Annotated in this window: 18 protein-coding genes; 9 read left to right on the top strand and 9 right to left on the bottom strand. The window is 66.8% G+C overall.

The window, feature by feature from the left end; translation table 11 throughout:
- Window positions 1-101: 101 nt before the first annotated feature.
- Window positions 102-1,067 (bottom strand): ABC transporter substrate-binding protein, encoded by a 966-nt coding sequence (locus QTH90_RS16105; protein WP_286602865.1) that lies wholly within the window; start codon window positions 1,065-1,067, stop codon window positions 102-104.
- Between the two features lie 64 nt (window positions 1,068-1,131).
- Complete coding sequence (locus QTH90_RS16110) at window positions 1,132-2,583, bottom strand: aldehyde dehydrogenase family protein (RefSeq protein WP_286665572.1); 1,452 nt, start codon at window positions 2,581-2,583, stop codon at window positions 1,132-1,134.
- Between the two features lie 90 nt (window positions 2,584-2,673).
- Here QTH90_RS16110 and QTH90_RS16115 point away from each other — a divergent pair, with 90 nt between their 5' ends.
- Both QTH90_RS16115 and QTH90_RS16120 read left to right on the top strand, forming a co-directional pair.
- Window positions 2,674-3,630 (top strand): LysR family transcriptional regulator, encoded by a 957-nt coding sequence (locus QTH90_RS16115; protein ID WP_286665573.1) that lies wholly within the window; start codon window positions 2,674-2,676, stop codon window positions 3,628-3,630.
- Window positions 3,631-4,215: 585 nt separating this feature from the next.
- Window positions 4,216-5,145 carry an SMP-30/gluconolactonase/LRE family protein gene (locus tag QTH90_RS16120; RefSeq protein ID WP_286665574.1) on the top strand — a complete coding sequence of 310 codons (930 nt, stop codon included), beginning with the start codon at window positions 4,216-4,218 and terminating at the stop codon, window positions 5,143-5,145.
- Between the two features lie 11 nt (window positions 5,146-5,156).
- Here the strand turns inward: QTH90_RS16120 and QTH90_RS16125 are convergent, their stop codons facing one another.
- Window positions 5,157-6,164: an AraC family transcriptional regulator gene (locus tag QTH90_RS16125; protein WP_286665575.1), complete on the bottom strand. Its 1,008-nt coding sequence runs from the start codon at window positions 6,162-6,164 to the stop codon at window positions 5,157-5,159.
- 113 nt (window positions 6,165-6,277) lie between these two features.
- Here QTH90_RS16125 and QTH90_RS16130 point away from each other — a divergent pair, with 113 nt between their 5' ends.
- The 5 genes from QTH90_RS16130 (at window position 6,278) to QTH90_RS16150 (ending at window position 11,001) form a co-directional block, all read left to right on the top strand.
- Window positions 6,278-7,195 carry an NmrA family NAD(P)-binding protein gene (locus QTH90_RS16130; protein WP_286665576.1) on the top strand — a complete coding sequence of 306 codons (918 nt, stop codon included), beginning with the start codon at window positions 6,278-6,280 and terminating at the stop codon, window positions 7,193-7,195.
- A gap of 174 nt (window positions 7,196-7,369) precedes the next feature.
- Window positions 7,370-8,026, top strand: coding sequence for a response regulator transcription factor (locus tag QTH90_RS16135; protein ID WP_286665577.1), 657 nt, complete (start codon window positions 7,370-7,372; stop codon window positions 8,024-8,026).
- A gap of 37 nt (window positions 8,027-8,063) precedes the next feature.
- Window positions 8,064-8,951 carry a sensor histidine kinase gene (locus tag QTH90_RS16140; protein ID WP_286665578.1) on the top strand — a complete coding sequence of 296 codons (888 nt, stop codon included), beginning with the start codon at window positions 8,064-8,066 and terminating at the stop codon, window positions 8,949-8,951.
- A 131-nt stretch (window positions 8,952-9,082) separates the two neighbouring features.
- Window positions 9,083-10,042 (top strand): formylglycine-generating enzyme family protein, encoded by a 960-nt coding sequence (locus tag QTH90_RS16145; RefSeq protein WP_286665579.1) that lies wholly within the window; start codon window positions 9,083-9,085, stop codon window positions 10,040-10,042.
- Between the two features lie 11 nt (window positions 10,043-10,053).
- On the top strand, window positions 10,054-11,001 hold the full coding sequence (locus QTH90_RS16150) for a SphA family protein (RefSeq protein WP_286665580.1): 948 nt from the start codon (window positions 10,054-10,056) through the stop codon (window positions 10,999-11,001).
- Window positions 11,002-11,019: 18 nt separating this feature from the next.
- Here QTH90_RS16150 and QTH90_RS16155 read toward each other — a convergent pair whose 3' ends face one another.
- Genes QTH90_RS16155 through QTH90_RS16175 form a run of 5 tightly spaced genes read right to left on the bottom strand, consistent with a single transcriptional unit; the run spans window position 11,020 to window position 14,717 of the window.
- Window positions 11,020-12,393: a patatin-like phospholipase family protein gene (locus QTH90_RS16155; RefSeq protein WP_286665581.1), complete on the bottom strand. Its 1,374-nt coding sequence runs from the start codon at window positions 12,391-12,393 to the stop codon at window positions 11,020-11,022.
- A gap of 30 nt (window positions 12,394-12,423) precedes the next feature.
- A complete protein-coding gene (locus QTH90_RS16160) occupies window positions 12,424-12,864 on the bottom strand; it encodes an outer membrane lipoprotein (RefSeq protein ID WP_286665582.1) in 441 nt (146 codons plus the stop codon).
- Window positions 12,865-12,907: 43 nt separating this feature from the next.
- On the bottom strand, window positions 12,908-13,462 hold the full coding sequence (locus QTH90_RS16165) for a hypothetical protein (protein ID WP_286665583.1): 555 nt from the start codon (window positions 13,460-13,462) through the stop codon (window positions 12,908-12,910).
- Window positions 13,463-13,477: 15 nt separating this feature from the next.
- The gene (locus QTH90_RS16170; protein ID WP_286665584.1) at window positions 13,478-13,882 is read right to left on the bottom strand and encodes a hypothetical protein; all 405 of its coding nucleotides are present in this window, start codon (window positions 13,880-13,882) and stop codon (window positions 13,478-13,480) included.
- A 10-nt stretch (window positions 13,883-13,892) separates the two neighbouring features.
- Window positions 13,893-14,717, bottom strand: coding sequence for a transporter (locus QTH90_RS16175; RefSeq protein WP_286665585.1), 825 nt, complete (start codon window positions 14,715-14,717; stop codon window positions 13,893-13,895).
- A gap of 248 nt (window positions 14,718-14,965) precedes the next feature.
- Here QTH90_RS16175 and QTH90_RS16180 point away from each other — a divergent pair, with 248 nt between their 5' ends.
- Together QTH90_RS16180 and QTH90_RS16185 are read left to right on the top strand one after the other, a co-directional pair.
- Window positions 14,966-15,346 (top strand): hypothetical protein, encoded by a 381-nt coding sequence (locus QTH90_RS16180; RefSeq protein WP_286665586.1) that lies wholly within the window; start codon window positions 14,966-14,968, stop codon window positions 15,344-15,346.
- A 139-nt stretch (window positions 15,347-15,485) separates the two neighbouring features.
- Entirely contained in the window at window positions 15,486-17,318 is a 1,833-nt protein-coding gene (locus tag QTH90_RS16185) for a tannase/feruloyl esterase family alpha/beta hydrolase (RefSeq protein ID WP_286665587.1), read from the top strand.
- A gap of 58 nt (window positions 17,319-17,376) precedes the next feature.
- Here the strand turns inward: QTH90_RS16185 and QTH90_RS16190 are convergent, their stop codons facing one another.
- Window positions 17,377-17,712, bottom strand: a complete 336-nt coding sequence (locus tag QTH90_RS16190) for a hypothetical protein (protein ID WP_286665588.1) — start codon at window positions 17,710-17,712, stop codon at window positions 17,377-17,379.
- Window positions 17,713-17,733: the final 21 nt, after the last annotated feature.

Consider the following 17,733-nt stretch of genomic DNA (forward strand, 5'->3'; position numbering starts at 1 on the left):
GCCGCTGCTCGTGGGCTGCCGCGGATCCGGCTCCGCCGGTCCGCAGGCAGCGCCCCCTGAAAGGGGGTAGGCGAAGCGACACGAAGCGCGCAGCCTGGGGGTCAGTACTTCCGGTTCGGGAACTCGGCCTTGGCGACTTCCATGGGGAAGATGCCTTCCTTGGTCAGGATGCGCTTGGGAATGGGCTTGCCCGCCTTGATGTCCTTCACCGCGCTCATCAGTTGCGGGCCCAGCAGCGGGCTGCATTCGACCGACACGTTGAGCTTGCCGGCCATCATGGCCTCGAAGGCGCCCTTCACCGCATCGATCGAGATGATGATGATGTCCTGCGCCGGCTTCATGCCTGCTTCCTCGATGGCCTGGATGGCGCCGATCGCCATGTCGTCGTTGTGCGCGTAGAGCACATTGATCTTCTTGCCCTCGGCCTTCAGGAAAGCCTCCATCACTTCCTTGCCCTTGGCACGCGTGAAGTCGCCGGTCTGCGAGCGGATGATCTTGAACTTCGGGTCGGCCTTGATGATTTCCTCGAAGCCCTTCTTGCGGTCGATGGCGGGCGCCGAGCCCACCGTGCCCTGCAGTTCGACGATGTTGATCGGGCCGGCGTTGCCCTTCTCCTTCTCGACCAGCCAGCGGCCGGCCTTGCGGCCTTCCTCGACGAAGTCCGAGCCCATGAAGGTGACGTAGAGCGAGTCGTCCTTGGTGTTGACGGAACGGTCGGTCAGCACCACCGGGATGTTGGCGGCCTTGGCCTCCTTCAGCACGGTTTCCCAGCCCGATTCGACCACCGGCGAGAAGGCGATGACATCGACCTTCTGCGCGATGTAGGAGCGGATCGCCTTGATCTGGTTCTCCTGCTTCTGCTGCGCGTCGGAGAACTTGAGATCGATGTCGGACTCCTTGGCCGCCGACTTGATCGATTCGGTGTTGGCGGTGCGCCATTCGCTTTCCGCGCCGACCTGGGCAAAGCCCAGGACGATCTTCTTCTGCGCCAGCGCCGTGACGGGCAGCAGCGAGGACAGCGACGCGGTGGCGAGCGCAATGTTGAGCGTGCGACGGTTCAGTTTCATGTTGTCTCCTGGTTGACGTGGTGAAAGAAACTCTTCTTCTCTTGTTATCTGCTTCTCTTGTCGCTCAGGCCAGCACGTAGCCGGTCTTGACGGTGGTGTAGAACTCCGCGGCGTGGCGGCCCTGCTCGCGCGGCCCGTAGCTCGATGCCTTGCGGCCGCCGAAGGGCACGTGGTAGTCGACGCCGGCGGTCGGCAGGTTGACCATGGTCATGCCGACCCTGGCGTGGCGCTTGAAGTGCATGGCCCGCGCCAGCGATGTGGTGCAGACGCCGGCGCACAGTCCGAAGGGCGTGTCGTTGGCCAGCGCCAGCGCGTGCTCGTAGTCGTCGGCGCGCAGCACGCAGGCCACAGGCCCGAAGATCTCGTCGCGCGCCACGCGATGCTCGGGCCTGGCGAGAAAGAGCGCCGGGCTCATGTAGTAGCCCGGGGTCGCGCGGTTCAGGCGCTCGCCGCCGCCCATGTGCTCGGCGCCTTCGGCCGTGGCGCTTTCGATGGCGGCGAGGTTGCGTTCGAGCTGGTGGCGGTCGACCACCGGTCCGATGTCGGTGCCCTGCGCCAGCGCGTGGCCGATCTTGAGTGCCGCGAGGCGGTGGCGCACGCGCGAGACGAAGGCGTCGTGCACGGACGCTTCGACGATCAGCCGGCTCGACGCGGTACAGCGCTGGCCGGTCGAGAAGTACGCACCCTGCACCGCGCAGTCGACGGCGCGATCGAGGTCGGCATCGGCGAGCACCACCAGCGGGTTCTTGCCGCCCATCTCCAGCTGCACCTTGGCGCGCCGTCGCGTGGCGGCCTGCAGGATGTGTTCGCCAGTCGCGACCGAGCCGGTGAAGCTGATCGCATCCACGAGCGGGCTGTCGACGATGGTCTGCCCCACTTCGCGCCCGCTGCCCATCACGAGGTTGAAGGTGCCGGCCGGCAATGCCGCGCGGCTGATGATCTCGGCCAGCGCCCAGCCGCAGGCCGGCACCAGCTCGGCCGGCTTGAAGACGACGCAGTTGCCGTAGGCCAGCGCGGGCGCGATCTTCCATGCCGGAATGGCGAGCGGAAAGTTCCAAGGCGTGATGAGCCCGACGACGCCAAGGGGTTCGCGCGTGATGTCGACCTGCACGCCCGGCCGCACGGAGGCGAGCGTCTCGCCGTCGCCGCGCAAGGCCTCGCCGGCGAAGAACTTGAAGATGTGGCCGGCGCGTGCCGCCTCGCCGATGGCTTCGGGCAGGGTCTTGCCTTCTTCGCGGGCGAGGAGCGTGCCGAGTTCTTCGCGGCGCGCAAGGATCTCGCTGCCGATCTGGTCGAGCACGTCGGCGCGCCGTTGCGGCGTGGTCTGGCTCCAATGCGGAAAGGCATCGGCGGCCGCGCGAATCGCCAATTCGGTCTGGTTGCGATCGGCGCGTGCATATTCCGCGACGACTTCGCGGGTGTCGGACGGGTTTTCACTGATTCCCGTGGTGACACCCGTCTCCCAACGGCCGTTGATGTACTGCCGGGCGTTCTGTTGGAGGTCGCTGCGCTTCAAAGTGGGGCGAGTGTAGGAATCGCCCTCATATCTTTCCAATCAATATTTCGGTGGAATAGATATCAGAACCAGCATTCAGGTAAACCCCATATGACCAACTACACGCACTGGTTCATCCGTGCGCGCCTCAAGACCCGGCAACTGCTGTTGCTCGTGGCACTGGCCGAAGAGGGCAACATCCATCGCGCGGCGCAGGTGCTGAACATGACGCAGCCGGCTGCCTCGAAGCTGTTGAAGGACCTGGAGGACGTGCTGGAGGTGCCGCTGTTCGATCGTCTGCCGCGCGGCATGCGGCCGACCTGGTATGGCGAGACGATGATCCGCCACGCGCGCATCGCGCTCGCGAGTCTCAACCAGGCGCATGACGAACTCACCGCCCTCAAGGCGGGGAGCGCGGGTCAGGTCAACATCGGCGCGATCACAGCGCCCGGGCTGGTGCTGCTGCCGCCGGCGGTGGCAGCGGTGAAGCGCGATCATCCGAATCTGCGGGTCTCACTGGAGATCGAGACAAGCCCGGTGCTGCTGGAGCGGCTGGAGCAGGGCAAGCTCGATCTGTTGGTGGCTCGGCTTTTCGCGGAGCACGACAAGAACAACCTGCGCTACGAGGCGCTCACGGAAGAGCCGGTTTGCGCGCTGGTGCGGCCGGGACATCCGCTGCTAGGCATGACGGGGCTCGGCCTGCGCGACCTGGTGTCGGCGGGCTGGATCGTGCCGCCAGCAGGCAGCGTGCTGCGCCATCGCTTCGAACTGATGTTCCAGGAGGAAGGACTGGCGCCGCCCATCAACGTGATCGAGACGGCGGCACTGCTCTTCATCACGCGGATGCTGCAGCAGAGCGACATGGTGGCGGTGCTTGCTACGGACGTGGCGCGCTATTACGCGGCGCATGGGATCGTGTCTCTGCTGCCGATCGAGATTCCTTGCCACATGGATGCGTTCGGGATCATCACGCGCACCGACCGTTTGTTGTCGCCTGCGGCCAAGGTGATGATGAAGGCTTTGAAGGCGCAGAGCTTTGCGGCTTATGGGCGGCGGCTTGAGGACTGACCCTGCTTTTTTCGGCCGTTGGGGAGGCGTCGTCGGGCGGTGTGCCCTGGGCTGGCCGACGTCACCGGCCGCTTCGCGGCTGCCCTGCGCTGCTCACGACAGGCGGGGTCCGCGCAAACTCGCTTCGCTCAAACACGCGCGGCCCTTATCCGCCTGTCGCTGCGCTGCTCGGCGGTGCCTCAACGGCCGGCCCAGGGCACACCGCCCGACGACGCTGGGGACGCTGCGGTTGAACTGTCCGCCTCAACGGTTGTGGATACGCGCAGGCTGTGAGCGTTGGAGGCGCGCAGAACCGTTGCACACCCCAAAGCCCGGCAGGCGGTGCGGGCTGGCCGACCCCTCTGCGCCGCTGAGGAGCGCAGCTTCAGGCGGATCAGGGCCGCGCGTGTTTGAGCGAAGCGAGTTTGCGCGGACCCCGCCTGAAGCGAGCACCGCAAGGAAGCCCGAAGGGCCGGCGCAGCGGGGTCGGCCAGCCCGCACCGCCTGCCGGGCGTCCACCCCAGCGGAAACCCCGGCGGACAAGACACTTCCCTTGCCCCCTAGATAAGTACACAGTGCGGAACCTCCCGCCCCCAGGAGACATCCTTGAACGCAACACCCTCTGCCACCCGCCCCACAAACCCCGCAATCCTCGAAGCGCCGCGTTGCGTCTGGCCTGCAGGTGCGACCTTGGGCGAAGGCACCCTGTGGTCCCAGTGCGAGCAGGTTCTTTACTGGGTCGACATCGTCGACCGCCGTCTGCATCGCTTCGACCCGTCGAGCAACGGCCAAACGAGCTGGAACTTCGACGAAGAGATCTCCGCGGTCGCCGAACGAGCCAGCGCGCCCGGCCTGATCGTGACGTTGCGCCGCGGCTTCGCCCTGTTCGACCCCTCCACGAGCGACGTCGCACCCAAGTACCTGCATCAGCCCGAACCCGAACTCGCCGACAACCGCTTCAACGACGGCAAGTGCGACGCTCAGGGCCGCTTCTGGGGCGGCACCATGGACGTCGCGTGCGTCGCCCCCACCGGCTCGCTCTACCGCTTCGATCCCGATGGAAGGTGCAGCCGGCACGACCAGGGCTTTGCGGTCACCAACGGTCCCACGTGGTCACTCGACGGGCGGACGATGTACTTCAACGACACCGTTACCAGCCGCATCCACGCCTATGACTTCGATGAGGCCGAAGGCACCCTCTCCAACAAGCGACAGTGGCTTCGCCTTGCACGCGGCGACGGCTTTCCCGACGGCATGACCACCGATGCCGCAGGCCGGCTCTGGATCGCGCACTGGGGCGGCGCCTGCGTCACTTGCCACGATCCGGTGAGCGCCGACGAACTCTGCCGCATCCAGCTGCCGACCAGCCACATCACCAACTGCGCATTCGGCGGACCCGACCTGCGCACGCTCTACATCACGAGCGCGACCAGCGGCCTCACGCCCGCGCAGCGCGAGGCCGAGCCCGAAGCGGGCGGCCTCTTCGCCGTTCAACTCGACGTCCCCGGCCTGCCCGCATCGCTGTTCGGCGGCTGAGGCCGGGCTGTTCACGCTCGCAAGCGCAGGTCATCGGCGGCCGGTCGCCTGCGCCGCGCCGCCCCCGGCGACACACCGATGTAGCGCTTGAAAGACCGGCTGAACGCCGCCTCGGACTGATAGCCGAAGCGGCTTGCGAGATCGCAGAGCCTTGCATCCTTCTCCTGCAGCGAATTGAGCGCCAGATGCATGCGCCAGCGCGCCACGTAGCGCATGGCTGGCTCGCCCACCAGCGCCGTGAAGCGCGCTGCAAAGGCAGAGCGCGACATCGCCACTTCGCGCGCCAGCGCCGCCACGGTCCAGGGCCGCGCGGCGTCGCGGTGAATCAGCGAGATGGCGCGCCCGATCTGCTTGTCCTGCAGCGCGCCGAGCCATCCGGTCTGTGCGGCCGGGTCCTTCGCCATCCATGAACGGATCGCCTGCACCACCAGGATGTCCGCCAGCCGCGTGATGACCGTCTCGCCGCCCGGCTGCAACTCGCGCGCCTCCATGGCCATCAACCGGAGCAGGCTGCCGACCCAGTCGAGTTCGCGAGCGCCCGGCGCATCGATGCGAATCAGCGGCGGCAGAAGCTTCACGAGCTGGTGCGCGGCCGGATGGTCGAAGCGCACCGCGCCGCAAACCAGATGGGTCTGCGCCCCGCCGCCGCCGTGCTGCAGGATCTCGTAGCGTTCGCTGACCTGCTCGCGCGGCAGGTCGAACAACTTCGCGGTGCCGGCACCGGGCTCGCACGTGAGACGGTGGCCCTCGCCGTGCGGCACGAGTGCGAACTCGCCCGGTTGCAGCAGATGCGGTTCCGCGCCGTCGACCTCGAGCCAGCACTGGCCCGACGTCACGACATGGAACATCAAGCTGTCTTCCATCGGCGGCAATGCGAGTCCCCACGGCGCTGTGAACTCCGAGCGGCAATAGAAGATGCCGCTCATCCGCAGGAAGTGCAGCGCCTCGCCGAGCGGGTCGACCGGGGCCAGCGCTTCCTTGAGGTTCATGCGGCGCAGTATGCGCAGGGTGCATCTCATCGTCCAGCATGCCTGGACGCATGAGCATGAAAGCGCGACCGTTGGACATTGATGCGCCGGCCGCCGCGCACGATAGTGGACTTCATGCAAACAACCTGCTGGAGCAACGAAGCATGAACACCACCACCCACACCGTCACCGTCATGGGCGCGACCGGGCACACCGGCATGAAGATCACCCACCGCTTGCTGCAGTCGGGCGCCAAGGTCCGCGCTCTGGGCCGAAGCCAAGACAAGCTCGCGGCACTGCAGGGCGCTGGCGCCGAAGTGCGGGCCGGCAATGTGGCCGATGCCGGCTTCCTCGCCGAGGCCTTTCGTGACGCGGACGCCATCTACACCCTGCTGGCGACGGATCGCCACGCACCCGACTACACGGCTCGGCAGGCGCGGGAAGGCGAAGCCATCGCGAACGCCGTCCGCGAAAGCGGTGTCTCCCACGTCGTTGCGCTCAGCAGCCTGGGCGCGAACCTGCGTGAAGCAACGGGCGTCATCGCAGGCCTGCACGCGCAGGAAGAACGGTTGCGGCGTATCGCTGGGCTGAACCTGCTGCTGCTTCGCCCGGCGTCATTCTTCGAGAACTTCTTCGAGGCACTGGATGCCGTCAGGCAGATGGGCGTGCTGGCCGATTCCGTCGCGCCGGACATCGCGATGCCCATGGTCGCCGCCGACGACGTCGCCGCGGCCGCGGCCAAGGCACTCATGGCGCGGGATTGGAGCGGCATCGCCGTGCAGGAGCTGCTCGGCCCGCACGACCTCAGCCATGCCGAAGTCGCCCGCATCCTGGGCCGGCGCATCGGCCAGCCTGATCTCCCCTACGTCCGGCTTCCCGATGCCGAGATGACGGATGCACTCGTCGGCGCCGGGCTCTCGGCGGACTTTGCCGGTCGCTACATCGAGATGACGCGCGCCTTCAACGACAACAGGGTCCACCCGCTCGACGGACGCACCGCCCGAAACAGCACGCCGACCACCTTCGAGGCCTTCGCCGGCGAGCTCGCCGGCGCCTACATCGCGTTACTCGAAAACCGTTAAATCATTAAGACAAATTAGCTACATTTTCAAGTCCCTTCGTGGTGCCTTACACCAAAGGGCAGGTTGTCATGCACCTTGGCTGCGTGTTCAATGCACGTCCAGTCCTCGCTGTTTCAGCGCCCTACCTTGTACGGCCGCCGCGTGCGCCGGCCCGGGAGATGTGGAATGAGTGAAATGACGGCTTTGAATTCAGCGGAAGAAACCCCGGTCATTCGCTTGATCGATGACGATGTGTCCTTCAGGCGCGCGGTGCAGCGGCTGCTGCGGGCAGCTGGTCATCGGGTGGCGGAGTACGGCTCCGTGGGCGAAATGCTTCTGGAAGGCATCGGCAGCGCACCGGGCTGCCTGGTACTGGACATCCACATGCCCGGCCCCAGCGGGCTCGATCTCCAGGAGATGGTCGCCACGCAGCCCGAGCCCTTGCCTGTGATCTTCGTGACGGCCGAGGCGACCGTGCATGAAACCCTCCGCGCCATGAAGGCCGGCGCGGCGGACTTTCTCTTCAAGCCTGTCGATGGCGAGGCGCTGCTGTCCGTCGTGAACAAGGCTGTCCACGAGGATGCCATCCGGCGGCAGGCGCACCGGCGGCTGTCCGCCTTGCAGACCCGCTACTCGCGCCTGAGCCCACGCGAACGGCAAGTGCTCGATATGGTCGTCAACGGCGCGCTCAACAAGCAGATCAGCGCCGAACTCGGCGCGGCGGAGCGCACCGTCAAGGCGCATCGCGCGCATGTGATGGAGAAGATGGAAGTCAGCTCGCTGGCCGACCTCGTTCGGGCGGTCGGGCAACTCGGCGCCACGTCCGAGTCCTACAGCCGCGTCGGCGCCTGAGCGCTCGCGTCCCAGACCTCACCAGGCGCCATTCCACATGTCGCCCAAGCCCGCCGCAGGGATCGCGGTCTCGGCGTTGATCGCCTTGCTGCTGGCAAGCGCGTGGCCCGCATGGGTGTCGAGCCATCGGCGCGCGTCGATGGGGGGCCGGACAACGCAGCGGCGACCGTTCATCGCCGCGAGCACCAGCCCGATCCATGGCGTCGACGAACTGACGGCGTCCATCACCCACGAGATCAACCAGCCGCTGAGCGCCATCCTCGCGAACGTGGATGCGGGCGCCCTGCTGTGGAAGCAGCAGCCGCTGCCGGCGGAAGAGCTCAAGAGCATCCTCACGGACATCCGTGACGACGTCCTGCGGATCAGACAGATCATCCAGAAGCTGCGGACGCTGCTCGGCAAGCGTTCGCTCGAAGCCACGGTGCTCCAACTGAACGACGTGATCGCTGCAAGCAAGGGCCTGCTCGGCCAGCTTGCCCAGCGACACCAGACTCGCCTGCAGTTCGACCTCGCGCCCGGCCTGCTGCCGGTGATGGGCGACGGCATGCATCTTCAGCAAGTGCTGGTGAACCTCGCGACCAACGGCATGGAAGCGATGAGCCATCTGCCGCCCGGCCAACGCACGCTGAAGTTGACAACAGAAAAGGGCGACAAGGGCACTGCGGTCTTCACCGTGGCGGACACCGGTCCCGGCGTGGGCGCGAGCAAGCTGCCGGAGATCTTCAAGGTCTTCTATTCGACGAAGCCGGAAGGCATGGGGATGGGGCTCTCCATCGTCAAGACCATCGTCGACGCGCACGGCGGCAAGATCGAGGTCGGCACCAATGGCCGGGCCGGTGCGCTGTTCAGGGTCTCCTTGCCGACCATCGGCGTGGTGCGCAAGCGCGCAGGCCGCAAGCCGGCCACCGCGATCCCGTCGGCCTAGGACGCGCGCATTGACTGCGAGCGCAACGTTTCGCCCGATTGCCCCAAGGTGCAGGCCGTGTTGCCCATCGGGCCGATGGGCAATGCACGCCGGCCACTCCATCATCGATTCACCGAGACTGGCGATCCTTCATGACGACTGAACTACAGAGCAGGACGCGGACCGATGGCATGGTCTGGATTCCCGACGGTGCCTTCCTCATGGGCTCGGACCGGCACTACCCGGAGGAAGCCCCCCCGCACAAGGTGGCCGTGAAGGGCTTCTGGATCGACACACACACCGTGACCAACACGGAGTTCAAGCGCTTCGTCGAGGCGACGGGTCACGTCACGCTGGCCGAGCGCCCGGCCAATGCGGAGGACTACCCTGGCGCCGACCCCGCACTGCTCGCGCCTTCCTCGGTCGTGTTCCGCAAGACACCCGGGCCGGTAGACATGGGCAACCCGTACAACTGGTGGACCTACCAGCGTGGCGCCGACTGGCGGCATCCGCGCGGGCCCGGCAGTTCGCTGCAGGGCCTGTGGAAGCACCCGGTGGTGCATGTCGCCTTCGAGGATGCGGAGGCCTATGCCAAGTGGGCCGGCAAGGAACTGCCGACCGAAGCCGAGTGGGAATACGCCGCACGCGGCGGCCTTGAAGGCGCGCAGTACACCTGGGGCGACGAATTCAGTCCCCGCGGCAAGTTGATGGCCAACACCTGGCAGGGCGACTTCCCCTGGCAGAACCTGCTGCAGGACGGCTACGAATGGACCGCTCCGGTCGGCTCGTTCCCACCGAACGGCTACGGGCTGTACGACATGGCCGGCAATGTCTGGGAATGGACGACCGACTGGTACCAGGAGCACGGCAAGATCACCCACGCCTGCTGCACGCTGGACAACCCGCGCGGCGGCCCGATCGATGGCAGCTACGACCCGCGCACGCCGGAGGTCCGCATACCGCGCCGGGTGATGAAGGGCGGCTCGCATCTCTGCGCGCCGAACTACTGCCATCGCTACCGGCCGGCGGCCCGGATGGCGCAGCCGATCGACACCGCGACCTGCCATCTGGGCTTTCGCTGCATCGTGCGCAAGGAGCAGGCGCACCCATGAAAGGAAGAACGATGACGAAGCGCCTTGTCCGGCACACGTTGTGGTCGGCGCTGATGCTGGCCTCCTTCGGGGCGGCGGCGACCGAAGGCGGCATCGGGCGCCCCATCACGGGCCAGCAGGTGTACTCCGATGCCGGGATCGTGCCGCCAACGCCGGGCTTCGTGCTGTCGCTGGCCAGCATCTACTTCAGCGGAGATCTCGGCGGTTCCCGCCAGGTTTCGCTTGGCCGGACCCTCGCCGTGGGGCTCGACGCGACGGCGGTCTACAACATCGCGAACCTGACCTATGTGTGGAACACGGGCCCAGGCCGCTGGAACTTCGCGTCGTCCATCGGGCTGCCGGTGCAATACACCAAGGCCGAGATCGGCGTCTCCGGCCCCCTGCGCGGCGGATCTGTCAGCGACAGCAACACGCACTTCGCCGACATCCTGGTCAACCCGGTCGTGGCGGGCTATCACATCAGCGAGACGGAGCATCTCGCGCTGTCGGTGCCCTTCTATGCGCCGACCGGTTCGTACGACCCCGATCGCCTCGCCAATGCGGGCCAGAACACGTGGACCTTCTCGCCGACGATCGCATACACCAGGCTGCTCACCGGCGGGGGCGAATTCACCACGGTGGCCGCGTTCGACTTCTACACGCGCAACGACGACACCGACTACAAGAACGGCGCCGTGTTCCGCGTCGATGCCATGTGGACCACCACCATTGCGCCGCAATGGCACCTGGGCGTGGTCGGCGGCTGGATCGAGCAACTCGAGGACGACACGGGACCTACGGCGGACAAGCTCAACGGCTTCAAGGGTCGCTCGGTCGGCCTGGGGCCCATCGTCACCTGGAGCGGAAAGATCGGCAACCAGCCCGCAGCTTTCTCGGCGCGATGGGTCTATGACGTGGAAGCCAAGAACAGGCCCAAGGGCAACGGCGTGTCGGTGAGCCTCACGCTGCCGTTCATGTAAGGCCTGCGCGCCGCCGCCTCAATCGGGTTTGACGCCCAGCGACTTCAGCAGCACCTGGAATTCCGGCGAGCGCCGCAGCACGTCGCGACCCGCCTCGATCAGTTGAGTGACTTCCCAGCCGCTGATGGAAAACGCCGTCGGCGTCTGGAGCAGCTCGCGGCGCGTGTCGCCCTTGGCGTCGCGCAGGTTGACGGCCACCACATGGATTTCCGCATCCGCCGCGAAGGCATCGGAACCGTCGCCGCGATTCGCCTTGAGGTCTGCACGCCACTGGCGCGTGATGTCGGCGAGGAACTCCTGCGTCTCGATGGTCGCGCGGGAGCCGGTGCCGAACAGCAGCGCATCGCCGACCTGGGCGAGGCTGGGCACCTTGTCGTCCGCATCGATGTTGTTGGCCGGGTCGCGCTCGGAGTTGACGGTGACCAGCACCAGCTTGCGCACGCTGCCGGGCGGCAGCCCCGCCTCGGACAAGCTCTTGCGCAAGCCGCCTCCGGCCAGCGCGCGGTCGAGCATTCTGCGCACGCCGAGGTTGTCCGCCAGTCCGCCGTCGACCAGGTGAATGTAGGGACGCCGCTTCGCATCGAGGTAGCTCTTGGCCTGCGAGCGGTACATGCGCGCACGGTAGTCCGTGCCGGCACCGAAGACCTCGGGCGCGCGGATGCCCTGCTCGCGGCACTCGCCCGCGTAGTTCTTCAGCCCCATGGGGCTCAGCACGATCGGCACGGCCGATGAGGCCGCCACCGCAAAGGCCAGCGGCACGCTGCGCAGGTCGGAGCAGATCAGCGCGAACTGCTCCGGCGTGAACTCGAAGGTGGTGCCCAGCGACATGTCGGTGGCCGCGATGACGAGTTGCGTGCGCGGCGGGTTGTCCTCGACGTCGGCGAAGGTGCGGCCCTCGTAGAGTTCGTCGAGCCGCTCTGCGAGCACGTTGCTGCGGCCATACCAGGGCGAGGTCATCTTGTAGAGATGCACCGGGCGCAATGTCTGGGTGATGAGGCCGTTCTGGAAGTTCTGCCGTAGGAAGTCACGTTCGAAATCCGGCAGGCGGTCGGCGCCGAAGGCCGCGTAGTACGCGGCGAGGATGCTGCCGCCCGACACGCCGGTGATGACGTCCGCGGATGTCAGCAGGTCCGTCTCCCGGCCGTTCCACTTGAAAGTGGTGCGATGCAGCTCGGTCAGCACGCCGTAGCCGAAGGCCGCGGCTCTCGCGCCGCCGCCGGACAGGGTCACTGCAACGACGATGCTCGGGTCGGCAGAGGCGGCGATGGGCGGGGTGGTCGCGCCGTCGGCGACCAGCGGCGCATTCATCCACGGCCGCACGGACGAGCAGCCCGCAAGGCACGCGGCGATCATCACGCCGCAGAGGACGACGGTGCGGATCGCGGCGGCCAAGCGTTCAGCTCATGGGGCGCGGCCCCACGCTCACTGCGGAAGGATGCGGGCGCCCTCGCCGCTTCCTTCGATGTACACGCGCTGCCCGACACGCAAGGCCGGGTTGACCGGCTGGGTCACCGTCACCAGCACGCCGCTCTTGGTGCGAACGATGACCTGCTGACCCGGCTGCGGACGGTCGTAGCGCTTGGCGACCTGTGACCCGGCGATGGAGCCGCCGATGGTGCCCAGCACCATGGCCACGTCGCGTCCCGTCCCGCCGCCGATCAGGCTGCCGATGCCGAGGCCCGTCAGGCCGCCGACGACCGCGCCCACGCCCGTGTGCGAATCGCTCTGGATGTCTGCCGGTGCGATCTGCTCGATCACGCCCTGGCGCACTTCCATCGAACCGGACTGGGAACCGGGCGCCGCACAGGCCGCCAGAACGAGGGCCATTGCCAATGCTGCGATGCGAGAGAAAAGTTGAGTCATTTTGCGTCTGCTCCTTCTACGTTGTTGAAATCAGCCAAGGGGTTCAGGGGCGTTTCAGCCGAAGACCCGTCACCAGGTACGTCAGGCCCGTCGCCAGGGCGAAGATGCCGATGAGCGTTCGCCGCCCGTCCGCGGTCGAGAATCCGAACATGAGGGCGATGCCGAAGGCCAGCGTGCATGCGCTCGCGATGGCCGCCGGCATGTGCCCTTCGCGCGGCCCTTCGGGCGAAGCGCCGCGATTCATCATCACGTAGATCAGTCCCACGACGCCCAGCGCGATGCACACCGTGATGAGCGTGCCGAAGAACGCGACGGCGCCGACGATGCGCGCCTCGATGTTCGGATACGCGAAGGCCACCACGCCGATCACGAGGCGCATCAGGGCGTCGGCCAGCACCAGCGCGAAGAGCCATTTGCCCGGCGCATAGCGGGTCAGGACGAATGCCAGCGCGAGAGCGATCAGGCCGTCGACGATGCTGAAGTAGCCGTTCCGGCCGAGTTGCTGCCCCAGCTGCGCCACCGGGGGCGCGATCATCACGTACAGCCCGAACAGGACGCCCAACGCGCCTCGCACCAACAAGACGGATCGCAGGTTCATGATGGGTCTCCCCCGTCAGTTGGCGACCCAGGGGCCGACCACTTTCCAGGGCGTGGCCTTGACGGTGTTCGGGTCCTTGTTCCTGCAGAAGATGAACGACCCCGTGTTCTGCAACGAGCCGTGGCGGTTCTCTACCCGCGCCAGCTTGCAGTCGGCGCGACCCTGCGGGTCCTTGGCGGGCGTGACGCTGCCGCTGTTGGGCGTGCCCGGGTTCTCCCATTTGACCGTGACGCCGTCCTCGCCCGAATCCAGGGCCCGGAAGACCGTCCGCTTCATCAGGTCGACGTCGGCCTTCTGGAATCGCGTGATGGGCGTGTCACGCATGGAGTTGTAGATGTCCAGCGGCCTCGCCGCGGCCGGGAGCGCGGCCCCCATCGCCACGGTGATCGCCACCCACTTGATCCCCTCGCTGACTCGCATGATGGGCTCCTCATTTCGGCAGAATGAAATTGACCTGGAAGCGCACGAACCAATCCGATGCATTGTCCGGCCGAATGACGTTGTAGCCCGCTCCGGCCACGAAGTTCATCGGCACAAAGCTCTCCGGCTTGACCAGAAGCGAATACGACACGCCGAGCGGCACCGTCCAGCGCTGGCTCGACCGCTTTTCGTTCCAGTCCGCGGTGATGATCCCGATGTAGCCGATCGACTGCTTCGCGTCCAGCCGGTAGCTGACGATCGGCTGCAGCGAAAAGGCGTTGACGTTGGGCCGGCTGTCGTCGCCCGCGAAGGACCACACCTGCGTCGCCAGCGCGCCGACACTCCATGCACCCGTTTCCTTCAGCGCGACCACTGCCGGCCCGAGGGACCACTTGCCCTGGCCCAGCCGTTCATCGGTGGCCGTCCGCATGATCAGCGCGGGCCCCACGCCCCAGATCAGGCCGCCCTCCTTGGCTGGCGGCGCAAAGAAGCCCTCGTAGGTGATGTCGCCCAAGCCGTACTCACGGTCCTGCCCCGGCAGCACGGCCGGGTTGGACAACAGCGGCACGATAGCGCGGTTGATGAGCGACCAGCCGCCATCGAGCCTGACCGGATAGACCGGCTGGATGTTGAGCGTGTGCTGCGGCTTGCTGAACGGCCCGGTGTCGAAATTGGTCGTCCACTGGAACGGCAGCGTCACGATGTCGGCGATCGGATTGACGAGTTTCTTCTGCAGGTCCTCGTCACTTTGCTGTGCGCATGCGTCGCAGGCCACGAGCCATGCCGCGGCCGCGACACAAGTCGTTCTCCACGGCGGGTGCGGCGTTCGGTGCATGACGCACCGATCTTGGGGTGTGGGCGCGAAAGCTGCAAATCGGCCCAACGGGCAAGCGCTTCTGCACCTTCGGGCAATGGCCGGCATGAACGCCAGGTGCCGGCGGCGGCGCACTTTCATGCCGTTCGCGACGCTTCGACTCGAAAGGCGAACCTGATCCGCAATAGTTCACATGGTCGATGGCGCAACACGCAGACGCCCCCTTAGGATGCAACCGCAAGAAGCGTGATTGGATTCAGGGGGGTCGTATGAAAGCGCATTTCGAAATCGGTGCCGTCGTTGCGGCGTGCGTCATCGCCGTCCCGATGACGGCCAACGCCCAGTCGACGGGAAGCTTGGGCTCGATGGTGTCCAGCGAACAGCAGGAGGCCGACTACCGCGTGGTCGCCGCGCGATGCGGCACGCCGGCGTACGAGAAGGCCTTCTTCAAGCAGTCGAAGGCGGCGGTCGCAGCCGGCCTCGTCTCCAAGGGCCGCGATCCGGCGGAAGTCGAGAAGACCATCACCGCCCTGCGGCGCAGCCCCTTCGTGCTGGTCGCGGCGCCCGCCGACTGCCCCGAGCAACTGAAGATGCTCGCGGAGCTCCGCAACAGCCGGAGCATCCTCCTCAAGTCCAGACGCCTCCAATGAATCCGCGTCCCGAGCCGGCAATGTAGGCGGCCGGGCGCGGCACGGATGGGCCTCTTCCTACGCCCGGAATTCCGGGCGCGGTGCATCAAGCTCCTGGCGTCGGGCAACTCGTTCGGCGCATTGAAAACAGGAGACATCCATGCGCATCGGCGGAGTTGAATCGCGGACATCGACAACCTTGGCCCGTCTGGCGGGCATGGCCGTCGCCGTCGGGCTGGCGGCCTGCGGCGGTGGCGGAGGGCACGGCGGTGGAGGCTTTCCGGTCGTTCCCGGCCAGGCCAAGCTGACGTGCGACGAGTCGATGAAGACGCGCTTCACGCCGGACCCGCTCACGCAGGTTCTGCTCGTCAAGTCGTTCAAGGCGGGTGATCCGCTCCTGCTCTCGGGCACGGCCGGCGCCAACACGCCGGTGGCCACGAGCGATGTGTGCGTGGTGAAGCTGCTGGTCGGCCCCGGCAATACGGGACCGGCGGACGCGCCTTCGACCTCGCAGGGCATCGGCATCGAGATCTGGCTTCCCAGCGAGAGCAAGTGGAACCAGAGGATTCACGTGAAGGGCGGCGGCGGCTGGGCCGGCGGCGTGCACACCTCGCTGACCGCGCTCGCGGGCACGTCGGGCGGTACCTCGGGCGCGCCGGCAACGACCGCGATGGTCGAAGGCGCGGTTTCCGCCAGCACCGACACCGGCCATGCCAACACTGCCAACGGCGGTTCGTTCGCGATGAATCCGGATGGCTCGATCAACACCGTGCTCTGGAACGACTTCGCGCAGCGCGGCATCCACGAGATGGCCGTCAAGACCAAGGCGCTCACGCAGGCCTACTACGGCACACCGGCCAAGCGCGCGTACTGGAACGGCTTCTCGACCGGCGGTCGCCAGGGCCACATGGAGGCGCAGGCCAATCCGGCCGACTTCGACGGCATCCTGGCCGGCGCGCCCGCCATCAACTGGACGAAGTTCATCACCTCCGAGCTGTATCCGCAGATCGTCTACCAGCGCGACCTTGGCGGCGTGCCCCTGACCAGCGGACAGGCGGCGGTGCTGGGCAATGCCGCGATCGCTGCCTGCGACGCGGTCGGCAACCGGCATCTGGGCTACATCCCCGATCCGTTCCAGTGCCGCTACGACCCGACGCAGGATCTGAACGTGATCTGCCAGTCGAGCGGCGGCAACGCGCCCTCGGGCGACTGCGTCACGCAGGTGCAGGCCGTGGCGATGAACAAGATCTGGTACGGCCAGACGGCCGACGGCTCGGTGCCCTCGCCTTCGGCAGACAACGGCACCGCCGTCGAACCGCAGGGCGCGCAGCGCTGGTACGGCCTCACGCGCGGCACGAACATCGGCGGCCTCGGCGGGGCGACCCCGTTCACCATTGCGAGCGACCTGGTCGCGCTGGAATTGCAGAACGCCAGCTATGCATCGAGCAACTTCATCAACGCCACCCGCAACGGCGCGGACCTCTGGAAGACGCTGTCGTACCTCGACCTGTCGAACGCGTATGACAGGGGTGTGGCGCTGCAGGCGTCGTTCGCCAACATCAACACGGACGACAACAACCTCGGTGCGTTCGCGGCGCGGGGCGGCAAGATGCTGGTCTACCACGGCCTCTCGGACACGCTCATTCCACCGCAGGGCACGCTCAACTACTACAACCGGCTGACCGCGAAGATGGGCGGCGACACAGTGGTGAAGAACTTCTACCGGCTCTTCCTCGTCCCGGGGATGGCGCACGGCTTCTCGAACGGCACGAGCAACCCGGCCGCGAATCCGCCGCTGCCGACGATCGACCAGCTCTACCTGGCCCTCACGACCTGGGTGGAGGAGGACCAGCCGCCGAGCCGGATCGACATCTCGTCTCCGGTGACCGCGGCCAATCCGACCGCCACCTCGCGGCCGATCTGCATGCATCCGACAAAGCCTGCGTTCGTGGGCACGGACCCGCTGGTCGCGACTTCATACAACTGCTCTTGAATGGGCGGCGGCGTTCGCGCCACCAAGGACCCGCGTGGCTGCGGGTCCGGCTCAACGGCTAGAGCTCGCCGTAGATGCTCGCGTCGGGCTCGGCCCGGTCATGCTTCTTGGAGGCCGTGCGCAGGCTCATCACCCACAGCCGTGCGTGACGCTGTTCGCGGCTTTCGAAGCGTTCGGTGAATCGTCGGATGCCCGGCCGCTCGATGGCAGCGATGGTCATCCAGTCGGTTCCGCCGAAGGAAGCGGAGTCACTGCTTCGTTCGACCAGCGCCGGCCGCAGCGACATCACCCATTCGGTGGGAACGCGCGGGTCCCGGTCCAGCATTCGCAGCGCGATCTTTGCGGCCTTGGGGCTGAGCGCCTGAACCTTGTGCAGGTGGAAATCAACATCCATGGGGCGTCCTTTTTGAGACAC

Origin of the sequence: Variovorax flavidus, from assembly GCF_030317145.1 — a bacterium.
Classification (GTDB): Bacteria; Pseudomonadota; Gammaproteobacteria; order Burkholderiales; family Burkholderiaceae_C; genus Variovorax; species Variovorax flavidus.

Coding starts and splice junctions, on each gene's coding strand:
- QTH90_RS16105 (WP_286602865.1), bottom strand. CDS start 1,067: ATGAAACTGAACCGTCGCACGCTCAACATTGCGCTCGCCACCGCGTCG.
- QTH90_RS16115 (WP_286665573.1), top strand. CDS start 2,674: ATGACCAACTACACGCACTGGTTCATCCGTGCGCGCCTCAAGACCCGG.
- QTH90_RS16125 (WP_286665575.1), bottom strand. CDS start 6,164: ATGAGATGCACCCTGCGCATACTGCGCCGCATGAACCTCAAGGAAGCG.
- QTH90_RS16130 (WP_286665576.1), top strand. CDS start 6,278: ATGAACACCACCACCCACACCGTCACCGTCATGGGCGCGACCGGGCAC.
- QTH90_RS16135 (WP_286665577.1), top strand. CDS start 7,370: ATGACGGCTTTGAATTCAGCGGAAGAAACCCCGGTCATTCGCTTGATC.
- QTH90_RS16140 (WP_286665578.1), top strand. CDS start 8,064: ATGTCGCCCAAGCCCGCCGCAGGGATCGCGGTCTCGGCGTTGATCGCC.
- QTH90_RS16145 (WP_286665579.1), top strand. CDS start 9,083: ATGACGACTGAACTACAGAGCAGGACGCGGACCGATGGCATGGTCTGG.
- QTH90_RS16150 (WP_286665580.1), top strand. CDS start 10,054: ATGACGAAGCGCCTTGTCCGGCACACGTTGTGGTCGGCGCTGATGCTG.
- QTH90_RS16160 (WP_286665582.1), bottom strand. CDS start 12,864: ATGACTCAACTTTTCTCTCGCATCGCAGCATTGGCAATGGCCCTCGTT.
- QTH90_RS16165 (WP_286665583.1), bottom strand. CDS start 13,462: ATGAACCTGCGATCCGTCTTGTTGGTGCGAGGCGCGTTGGGCGTCCTG.
- QTH90_RS16170 (WP_286665584.1), bottom strand. CDS start 13,882: ATGCGAGTCAGCGAGGGGATCAAGTGGGTGGCGATCACCGTGGCGATG.
- QTH90_RS16175 (WP_286665585.1), bottom strand. CDS start 14,717: ATGCACCGAACGCCGCACCCGCCGTGGAGAACGACTTGTGTCGCGGCC.
- QTH90_RS16180 (WP_286665586.1), top strand. CDS start 14,966: ATGAAAGCGCATTTCGAAATCGGTGCCGTCGTTGCGGCGTGCGTCATC.
- QTH90_RS16185 (WP_286665587.1), top strand. CDS start 15,486: ATGCGCATCGGCGGAGTTGAATCGCGGACATCGACAACCTTGGCCCGT.
- QTH90_RS16190 (WP_286665588.1), bottom strand. CDS start 17,712: ATGGATGTTGATTTCCACCTGCACAAGGTTCAGGCGCTCAGCCCCAAG.